At 70.9% G+C, this 9,426-nt stretch carries 7 protein-coding genes, 4 tRNA genes and 1 pseudogene; 4 read left to right on the top strand and 8 right to left on the bottom strand.

Annotated features, from left to right (window positions below):
• Window positions 1–143: 143 nt before the first annotated feature.
• From ABZZ38_RS29735 to ABZZ38_RS29700, 8 genes are all read right to left on the bottom strand, one after another.
• Window positions 144–215 (bottom strand) — tRNA-Gln (locus tag ABZZ38_RS29735).
• Window positions 216–233: 18 nt separating this feature from the next.
• Window positions 234–309, bottom strand: a tRNA-Glu gene (locus tag ABZZ38_RS29730).
• A gap of 61 nt (window positions 310–370) precedes the next feature.
• Window positions 371–443 (bottom strand) — tRNA-Glu (locus ABZZ38_RS29725).
• A 21-nt stretch (window positions 444–464) separates the two neighbouring features.
• A tRNA-Gln gene (locus ABZZ38_RS29720) sits at window positions 465–536 on the bottom strand.
• 90 nt (window positions 537–626) lie between these two features.
• Window positions 627–1,346: an HAD family hydrolase gene (locus ABZZ38_RS29715; RefSeq protein ID WP_356745533.1), complete on the bottom strand. Its 720-nt coding sequence runs from the start codon at window positions 1,344–1,346 to the stop codon at window positions 627–629.
• A gap of 72 nt (window positions 1,347–1,418) precedes the next feature.
• Complete coding sequence (gene gltX / locus ABZZ38_RS29710) at window positions 1,419–2,891, bottom strand: glutamate--tRNA ligase (RefSeq protein ID WP_356745531.1); 1,473 nt, start codon at window positions 2,889–2,891, stop codon at window positions 1,419–1,421.
• Entirely contained in the window at window positions 2,884–3,684 is an 801-nt protein-coding gene (locus ABZZ38_RS29705; protein WP_356745529.1) for a fumarylacetoacetate hydrolase family protein, read from the bottom strand. Before ABZZ38_RS29705 ends, gltX begins: the two co-directional genes overlap by 8 nt.
• 82 nt (window positions 3,685–3,766) lie before the next feature.
• Entirely contained in the window at window positions 3,767–3,949 is a 183-nt protein-coding gene (locus ABZZ38_RS29700) for a hypothetical protein (protein ID WP_356745527.1), read from the bottom strand.
• A gap of 576 nt (window positions 3,950–4,525) precedes the next feature.
• Between ABZZ38_RS29700 and ABZZ38_RS29695 the strand changes: the two genes are divergently transcribed.
• The 4 genes and pseudogenes from ABZZ38_RS29695 to ABZZ38_RS29680 all read left to right on the top strand — a co-directional run.
• Window positions 4,526–8,323, top strand: coding sequence for a nitrate- and nitrite sensing domain-containing protein (locus ABZZ38_RS29695; RefSeq protein ID WP_356745525.1), 3,798 nt, complete (start codon window positions 4,526–4,528; stop codon window positions 8,321–8,323).
• On the top strand, window positions 8,324–8,743 hold the full coding sequence (locus tag ABZZ38_RS29690; RefSeq protein WP_356745523.1) for a roadblock/LC7 domain-containing protein: 420 nt from the start codon (window positions 8,324–8,326) through the stop codon (window positions 8,741–8,743).
• Window positions 8,744–8,895: 152 nt separating this feature from the next.
• Window positions 8,896–9,303, top strand: coding sequence for a DUF742 domain-containing protein (locus tag ABZZ38_RS29685; RefSeq protein ID WP_356745521.1), 408 nt, complete (start codon window positions 8,896–8,898; stop codon window positions 9,301–9,303).
• A pseudogene (locus tag ABZZ38_RS29680) lies at window positions 9,284–9,426 on the top strand (ATP-binding protein); the annotation flags it as partial. The gene ABZZ38_RS29685 and the pseudogene ABZZ38_RS29680, both read left to right, overlap by 20 nt.

The following is a 9,426-nucleotide window of genomic DNA, read 5'->3' as shown; positions in this document are numbered from 1 at the left end:
CGTGCCCTGGCGGACCGACAGCAGGTCCTCCAGCTGCTCCTCGCGGGCCTGGGCCGCCCGACCGGATTCGAACCGGCGCTACCGCCTTGAGAGGGCGGCGTGCTAGGCCGCTACACAACGGGGGCAAGATCTTGATGGATCCGCTGGCCTACCAGGACTCGAACCTAGACTAACTGAACCAGAATCAGTCGTGCTGCCAATTACACCATAGGCCACTGGTGGTTTAGACCAGTTGGTACCCCCGACCGGATTCGAACCGGCGCTACCGCCTTGAGAGGGCGGCGTGCTAGGCCGCTACACAACGGGGGCCCTAGCGATCCTGCGTCACGATCGCCGGGAGCGACCCTGATGATCATGCGGGTAGGATCTGTACCCCCGACCGGATTCGAACCGGCGCTACTGCCTTGAGAGGGCAGCGTGCTAGGCCGCTACACAACGGGGGCTTTGCAGATAAGCTCTGCGAGCTGGCCTACCAGGACTCGAACCTAGACTAACTGAACCAGAATCAGTCGTGCTGCCAATTACACCATAGGCCACCAAAACTCAACCCCCTGTGGAGGGTTTTGTTCGGGTTGCGCTTCCGGGTTGTGGCCTTTCGGCTCGCTCCCCTCGGCGCAGGAAGAACATTACCCGAAGGTCTGCGGGGCTCCAAAACGGGTATCGCCGCGGAGCAGCCCGGGGAGCTGGTCGAGGCTCGTGATGCGGGTGAGCTCGGGCCGCCCGCCCAGGCCCGTCCGGTCCAGCCAGATGCCGGTCAGGCCCGCCTCGACGGCGCCCCGGGCGTCGATGTCGGGCTGGTCGCCGACGTAGGCCACCTCCTCGGGGAGCAGGTCCATGAGCGTGCAGGCGGCGTGGAACGCCTCGGCGGCGGGCTTGGAGACGCCGAGCTCGACCGCGCACACGAGGACCTCGAACCGGTCCCGTACGCCCAGGGCGCGCAGCTTGCGCTCCTGGTTGCGGATGGTCGCGTTCGACAGGGCGCCGTGCCGGTAGTCGGCCGCGAGGACGTCCAGCACGGGAAGAGTGTCGGGAAAGAGCGACCAGGCCGCCTCGTAGTGCGCCAGGTACCGCTCGAACCAGGCGTCGGCCTCGGCGTCGCTCAGCCGCCTGCCGAGGAAGTCACGCACCCGGTCGCGGCGCTGGTCCTCGAAGGCCACGCCGCCGGCCTCGAAGCGGCGCCAGTGGAGGGCGGTGAGCTCCTTCCAGCGGAAAAGGGCCTGGTCGACGGAGTCGTATCCGTCCACCAGGCCCTCGGCCTCGAGATGGTGCTGCATTCCGGCGCGGTCGGCGCTCGCGTAGTCGAAGATCGTGTCGTCGATGTCCCAGAGGACCGCGCGGATCGGCATGCCCCTGACGGTACCGCCGGAGCGGTGGTCAGGACCCGGGGTTCGCCGGGTCGGATCCCGGCTCCGCCGGCGTCAGGCCCCGAGCTTCGCCAGGGCCGCGTCGATGCGGGCCAGGGTGCGGTCCTTGCCCAGGATCTCCAGGGACTCGAACAGCGGCAGGCCGACCGTGCGTCCGGTGACCGCGACGCGGACCGGGGCCTGGGCCTTGCCCAGCTTGAGGCCGTGCTGCTCGCCGGCCGCGAGGACGGCGTTCTTGAGGGACTCGGGGCTCGTCCAGTCCGCGGACTCCAGCGTGGCGCGGGCCGTGCGCAGCAGGGCGTCGGAGCCCTCCTTCATGGCCTTCTGCCAGGACGCCTCGTCCTCGACCGGGGCGGGCAGGAAGAGGAAGTCGACGTTCTGGGTGATCTCGGAGAGGACCGTCAGACGGGTCTGGGCGTGCGGGGCGATCGCCTCCCAGGCCGCCTGGTCGAAGTCCTCGGGGGCCCAGGGGGCGTGCGGGGCCTTCAGCCAGGGCTCGCAGGCCGCGGTGAAGGTCTTCACGTCCAGCATGCGGATGTGGTCGGCGTTGATCGCCTCGGCCTTCTTCAGGTCGAAGCGCGCCGGGTTGGCGTTGACGTCCGCGATGTCGAACTTCCCGATCATCTCGGGGATGGTGAAGACGTCCCGGTCGGCGGAGAAGGACCAGCCGAGCAGGGACAGGTAGTTGAGCAGGCCCTCGGGGAGGAAGCCACGCTCCCGGTAGATGTTGAGGGACGCCTGGGGGTCGCGCTTGGAGAGCTTCTTGTTGCCCTCGCCCATGACGTACGGCAGGTGGCCGAAGGCGGGGACTGCCTTGGCGACGCCGAGCTCGATCAGCGCCTTGTAGAGGGCGATCTGGCGCGGGGTGGAGGACAGCAGGTCCTCGCCGCGAAGCACGTGCGTGATCTCCATCAGCGCGTCGTCGACGGGGTTGACGAGCGTGTAGAGGGGGGCGCCGTTGGCGCGGACGATGCCGTAGTCCGGGACGTTGTCCGGGGTGAAGGTCAGCTCACCGCGGACCAGGTCGGTGAAGGTGATCGGCTCGTCCGGCATCCGGAAGCGGACGATGGACTCGCGGCCCTCGGCCTCGTACGCCGCCTTCTGCTCGGCGGTCAGGTCCCGGCACTTCCCGTCGTAGCCGGAGGGCCTGCCGGCGGCGCGGGCGGCCTCGCGGCGCTCGTCGAGCTCGGTGGCGGTGCAGTAGCAGGGGTACGCGTAGCCGCCCTGGAGCAGCCTGTCGGCGACGTCCCGGTAGATGTCCATGCGCTGCGACTGGCGGTACGGCGCGTGGGGGCCGCCGACCTCCGGGCCCTCGTCCCAGTCCAGGCCGAGCCAGCGCAGCGAGTCGAGGAGCTGCTGGTACGACTCCTCGGAGTCGCGCGCCGCGTCCGTGTCCTCGATGCGGAAGACCATGGTGCCCTGGTGGTGCCGGGCGAAGGCCCAGTTGAACAGGGCGGTGCGGACCAGGCCCACGTGGGGGTTGCCGGTCGGGGAGGGACAGAAACGTACGCGGATCGCGTTAGCCACGCTTGATCACCTTGTTGGTGAGAGTGCCGATGCCTTCGATGGTGACGGCGACCTCGTCGCCGACGGTGAGGGGGCCGACCCCGGCGGGGGTGCCGGTGAGGATGACGTCGCCGGGAAGCAGCGTCATGGCCTCGGTGATGTGGACGACCAGGTCCTCGATGGAGCGGATCATGTCGCTCGTACGACCCAGCTGGCGCTGTTCGCCGTTGACCGTGCACTGGATGGCCAGGCCCTCGGCGACGGCCGCCGGGTCGAGGTCGGTCTCCACCCAGGGGCCCAGCGGGCAGGAGGTGTCGAAGCCCTTGGCGCGGGCCCACTGCTTCTCGCGCTGCTGCGCGTCACGGGCGGTGACGTCGTTGGCGCAGGTGAAGCCGAAGATCACATCGCGCACGCGTTCGCGCGGGACCTCGCGGCACATGCGGCCGATGACGAGCGCGAGCTCCGCCTCGTGGTGGAGCTCGTTCGAGAAGGAGGGGTACACGATGGCGTCGCCGGAGCCGATCACCGAGGTGGTGGGCTTGAAGAAGGTGACGGGGACTTCGGGGACCTCGTTGCCGAGCTCCGCGGCGTGCTCCGCGTAGTTGCGGCCGATGGCCACGACCTTGTTGGGGAGGACGGGCGGGAGCAGACGGACCTTGCTCAGCGGGACCTTCGTCCCGCTGAGTTCGAAGTCGGCGTACGGAATACCCTTGATGATGTCGAGGACGAGGCCGCCCTCTTCGCCGGGGGCGCTGGAGCCCTCGACCGCGCCGAAGGCGACATTGCCGTCGATGGAGAATCTGGCGATGCGCACGGGATGCCGTGCCCCTTACTTCCGCTGGTGACTGGAGTCTGACGCTCCAGGCTAACGCGGAAGGTGCGCCCACCTGCCCGTATTACTGCGCGGCGGTGACGGGGGCGTCCATCAGGGTCGTGCGGCGGGGGTTGGCGGTGCTGGCGGGGAGGTCTTCCGAGTGCTCCGGCTGCGCGCCACGGTCGAGCTCACCGGCGTCGGCCAGGTGCATCAGGGTGGTGCGGCGCGGGTTGGCGATGGTGCGGAACGTCATCGTCGTCTTCATCGGTGGTTTCAGACCTCGCGGAACGGGGGCGCCCAGGGCGCCTGGTTGACGGATGTGCCATCCCTGTAAAGGCTCAGGCTAAACATTCGATTCCCCGCACATAGGGGGAGAAGGCAACGATCTATATGTGAGTTTGCTCACGAGGGAGGGGACATTCCGGGCCTTCCGGGCGGCCGACTGGACCAGTGGAAACGGACATTGCGTGCGTGAACGCTCCATTCCGCTCCTGATCATGGCGACTGGGACACCCCCCACCCCTAAGCGACTCGTCCACCGATGTCTGATTTCTCCCTGATCACCATCCACACCGAGTGAGGGGTCCCGCACGCACCGCGACCGGGCGGGGGGTGGCCGCCGCCGCCCTTGTTGGAGATCCGGCACTGTGCTGGAATTCCACGCACCGCCGCGGGAATCGGATCGGCGCGCAGAGGCGCAACGCAGCGCCGAAGCGGCGGCGGGAAGGGGGATCCGCGCCGGTCACTCACGACCACCATGGAGCGCGTTTTGCGCTCCACGACGCCGACACCGTCCCGTCCGTTCGAGCGGGGGACGCCTGGTCCAGAGGTTGCGACGCTAGTGCAGGGACGTTTCAAGAGGGATGGCAAGGGGTCTCCCCCGGCCCGCCAGGGCCGAGGGGAAGCTGCGGCGGAGCAGGAGCCGCGCGGCGGGACCGAACGCGGCTCCTCGCCCCAGCACACCCAGAACCCGGGATCGGCGGGCACCGGCGACGGTGCCGACCGCGCCGGGCGCGGGAGTGCCGCGCCGGGCGGTGACTCCGCCGCGCCGAAGGACAAGGGCAGGGGCAAGGCGAAGAGTCCGACCGACGCCGGCTCCCGAATAGCCCTGCGCAACTGGCGCATCAGCACCCGTCTCGTCTCCCTGCTCGCCCTGCCCGTGGTCGCCGCGACCACGCTGGGTGGACTCCGTATCAACGAGTCCATGAACGACATGGAGCAGCTGGATCACATGCAGCTGCTCACCAAGCTCACCAAAGAGGCGACCGACCTGGCCAAGGCGCTCCAGGAGGAGCGGGACCTGACGGCCGGTCCGCTGGTGAACGGCACCGCCCCGTCGGAGTACGTGGTCGCGGACAAGCGCCAGGAGGCCGACCGGGCGCAGGACGCCTTCCTGAAGGCCACCACGGAGATCGGTGACACCCAGGACAACGAGGCGCTGCAGTCGATCCGTTCCAATGTGAACCAGATCGCCAACCAGGTGGTGACGCTCGACGACATCCGCAGCAAGGCGTACGCCAGGGGCGTGCAGCACTCGCAGACCGTCGACGCCTACAACCGTCTGATCGAGTCGCTGCTGAGCCTCTCGCAGGACATGGCGCAGGCCACCAGCAACCCCGACATGATCAAGCGCACGCGCGCCCTGGCGGCGTTCTCGGCCGCCAAGGAGTACGCGTCCATCCAGCGCGCGATCATCGCCGCCGCCCTGCCGCCGAGCGACCGCGAGAAGGGCCAGCTCAACCCGAACGACCGCCTTTACGGTGAGGCCGCGCGCAAGAAGGAGGTCGCGGCCATCAAGTCGTTCCAGGCTGTCTACGCCTCGGCCGGCGGCGACCCCACCGACCTGATGGGCCCCCTCAACAACGGCAACCCCAACATCACCTCGGCCGAGCGGTACGCGGACCGGGTGCTCGGCGACCCGAACGGCCTGGCGAAGCAGACCCCGCGCGGCTACCTGGACTGGACCGACGCCTACGGCACCAGGATCCAGGCCATGAACATCATCGAGGCCGACCTGCTGGGCCAGATGGAGAACAAGGCCCGTCAGCTGCGTCAGGAGTCGCAGCAGGACGCCATCATCAACGGTGTCCTGATCCTCCTGGTGCTCGGCGTCTCGCTCATCGGCGCCTTCGTGGTGGCCCGGTCCATGATCCGGTCGCTGCGGCGGCTCCAGGACACGGCGACCAGGGTCGCCCAGGAGCGCCTGCCCGAGCTGGTCAAGCAGCTGTCCGAGTCCGACCCGCAGGACGTGGACACGTCCGTGGAGTCGGTCGGTGTGCACTCCCGGGACGAGATCGGCCAGGTGGCCGCGGCCTTCGACGACGTGCACCGCGAGGCGGTCCGCCTCGCCGCCGAGCAGGCCCTGCTGCGGGGCAACGTCAACGCGATGTTCACCAACCTCTCGCGCCGTTCCCAGGGTCTGATCCAGCGCCAGCTGTCGCTGATCTCCGAGCTGGAGTCCCGCGAGGCCGACCCGGACCAGCTGTCCTCGCTGTTCAAGCTCGACCACCTCGCCACGCGCATGCGCCGTAACGGTGAGAACCTGCTCGTCCTCGCCGGTGAGGAGCCGGGCCGCCGGTGGACCCGGCCCGTCCCGCTCGTCGACGTGCTCCGTGCCGCCGCCTCCGAGGTGGAGCAGTACGAGCGCATCGAGCTCGCCGCCGTACCGGTGACCGAGGTCGCCGGCCGCGTCGTCAACGACCTCGTGCACCTGCTCGCCGAGCTGCTGGAGAACGCCACCTCGTTCTCCTCGCCGCAGACCAAGGTCCGGGTGACCGGTCACGCGCTCCCCGACGGCCGGGTGCTCGTCGAGATTCACGACACCGGCATCGGCCTCTCCCCCGAGGACCTCGCCGCGATCAACGAGCGGCTGGCGTCGCCGCCCACCGTGGACGTGTCGGTGTCCCGCCGCATGGGTCTGTTCGTGGTCGGCCGCCTGTCCCTGCGACACGGCATCCGCATCCAGCTGCGTCCGTCCGACTCGGGCGGTACGACCGCGCTCGTCATGCTGCCCGTGGACGTCGCCCAGGGCGGCAAGAAGCTGCCGGGCAAGCCCGGTCAGGGCGGCCAGGGCGGCCAGGGCGCGATGCCCCAGGGTCCGGCGGGCTCCGCCGGGCGGCTGGCCGGCGGCCCCGGTGCCGCCGGTGGTGGCCGCCCCGGTCCGTCCGGTGGCCCGGCGGGCCCCGGCGCGGCCGGTATGGGCGGTCCGGGTGCGCCCGGACGCGCCGGTGCGGGGCTCGGCGCCGGTGCCGGTGCCGGGCGCGGCCAGGTGGGCGCGGGTTCCGCTGCCCGCGCCGCGCTGCCCGGCCGGGACGGAGCGCAGGGCGGTCCGCAGGGTGGTCCGCAGGGTGGTCCGCAGGGTGGCGCCCAGCAGCCGTCGCGGCAGGGCAAGCACGGTCAGCACGCCCGGCCGGGCCAGCCGCAGCAGCCTCAGACGCAGCAGTCCCCGTCGCAGGACCCGCAGCAGCAGGGCGCGGGCGCCCCGGGCGGCCCCACGGCGGCCGGCGGCATCCCCACGCGCTCGGACGTCTGGCAGAGCGGCCCCGCCCAGCAGGGCACGGGTCACCAGGCGCAGAACCAGGCCCAGCCGCAGGCCCAGCCGCAGGCCCAGCCGCAGGCTCAGCCGCCGCAGCAGGCCCAGCCGCAGGCCCGGTTCCCGCAGCAGGGCCAGGGCGTGGACCGCGACCAGCAGTCCGGCCGGCACGGGAAGCAGCTGCCCGGCCCCGCCGGCGCCGGCCCGCGCGCCGCGCTCCCCGGCGGCTCACCGCAGCGCCCGCAGCGCCCGCAGCGGCCCCAGGCCGCCAGCTGGGGCAACGACCAGGCGCCCGTACCGCCGCAGCAGCGCACCACCCCGCTGGACGCGCCGCGCGGCCATGACGAGCACGAGGTCACCGGGCAGTACGCCCGCCCCGACCAGCCGGACGGACCCCGGGCCCAGGACCCCGCGTCCACGGCCCAGTTCCAGCGTCCGGACTTCTCGGCGCCGCAGCCGCAGGCCCCGCGCCCGCCGGCCGGGAGCCTGCCCGCGCAGCCGCGTCCCGAGGCGCTGCCGCCCGCCCCCGACGCCGGGGACGGCCGCACGCCGCTGTACGACACGCTGGAGACCAACTGGTTCCACGGCACCGCCCAGGAGCAGCAGGCCCACCAGGGTCAGCCGCAGGGCCGGCCGCAGGCACCGGGTCAGGCGCAGTCGCAGGCTCAGGGCCGGCCGCAGGGCCAGGCTCCGAGCCGGCAGGCGCGGCAGGAGCGCTACCCGACGCACGACCAGACGGTCCCGACCCCCGTCGTACCGCAGCAGCCGGCCCCGCAGCAGCCGGCCCGTTCGGACGCCGCGTCGACCACCGGCAGCTGGCGTACGTCCCCCAACGACGAGCTGGTGCGCCAGGCCGAGCGGGTCCGCAAGCCCGCGGCCGGCGGCGTCACCACCTCGGGTCTGCCCCGCCGGGTCCCGCGTGCCAACCTGGTACCGGGTACCGCGCAGGAGCAGAACCACCAGTCCGGCCCGCAGGTCTCGCGTGCGCCCGACGACGTACGCGGTCGCCTGACCAACCTCCGTAGGGGCATCCAGCAGGGCCGCCAGGCAGGCGGCTCCACGACTGGCAGCTTCAACATCGGCCCCACCCACCAGCAGGAGCGTTAGTTGAGCCCGAGTCAGGCCGCACAGAATCTGAATTGGTTGATCACCAACTTCGTGGACAACACCCCCGGGGTGTCGCACACGGTGGTGGTCTCCGCCGACGGACTCCTGCTGTCGATGTCCGAAGGTTTCCCGCGTGACCGCGCCGACCAGCTCGCCGCCGTGGCGTCCGGTCTCACCTCGCTGACGGCCGGGGCGTCCCGGATCTTCGAGGGTGGTCCGGTCGCGCAGACCGTGGTGGAGATGGAGCGCGGCTTCCTCTTCATCATGTCCATCTCGGACGGTTCCTCCATGGCTGTCCTCGCCCACCCGGACTGCGACATCGGTCTGGTCGGTTACGAGATGACGCTGCTGGTGGACCGCGCCGGCAGCGTCCTGACCCCGGATCTCCGAGCGGAGCTCCAGGGCAGCCTGCTCCGTTAAGGCCCTTCCCTTGAGGAGGTACGTCTTCCTCCCCCCCCCTCGTGTACGTACCTCCTCCCGCCCTTGTTCACTTGTCGGCCGCCCCATCCGGCCCCCCACCGGCCCCGTCACGACGGCACGCAGACCACCTGCTGTCACGACCCGGAGGATCCATGACCCCGCCCACCGCCTCTCACGATCCGTACGGCGCGTCCCTGGACGACGCGTACGGTCATGAAGGCGATCAGCCGCTGGTCCGTCCGTACGCCATGACCGGCGGCCGGACGCGTCCGCGCTACCAGCTCGCCATCGAGGCACTGGTCAGCACGACCGCGGACCCGGCCCTTCTCGCCGGTCTGCTCCCGGAGCACCAGCGGATCTGCCACCTGTGCCGTGAGGTGAAGTCGGTGGCCGAGGTCTCGGCGCTGCTGTCGATGCCCCTGGGGGTGGCGCGGATCCTCGTCGCCGACCTGGCGGAGGCGGGCATGGTGGCGATCCACCAGCCGGGCAATGGAGAGGCCGGCGGCACGCCGGATGTGACGCTGCTGGAAAGGGTGCTCAGTGGACTTCGCAAGCTCTAGCGGCGGCTCCGGCGGTGCGGCCCGCTCGACCACCAGCGCGAAGATCGTGGTGGCGGGCGGCTTCGGCGTGGGCAAGACCACGTTCGTCGGCGCCGTCTCGGAGATCAACCCGCTGCGTACCGA

Origin of the sequence: Streptomyces sp. NPDC006368 (genome assembly GCF_040612535.1) — a bacterium.
GTDB lineage: Bacteria > Actinomycetota > Actinomycetes > Streptomycetales > Streptomycetaceae > Streptomyces.
The sequence above is the reverse complement of the archived record's forward strand: the minus strand, read 5'-3'. Positions and strand labels throughout refer to the sequence as shown.

Coding starts and splice junctions, on each gene's coding strand:
- ABZZ38_RS29685 (WP_356745521.1), top strand. CDS start 8,896: ATGACCCCGCCCACCGCCTCTCACGATCCGTACGGCGCGTCCCTGGAC.
- ABZZ38_RS29715 (WP_356745533.1), bottom strand. CDS start 1,346: ATGCCGATCCGCGCGGTCCTCTGGGACATCGACGACACGATCTTCGAC.
- ABZZ38_RS29700 (WP_356745527.1), bottom strand. CDS start 3,949: ATGAAGACGACGATGACGTTCCGCACCATCGCCAACCCGCGCCGCACC.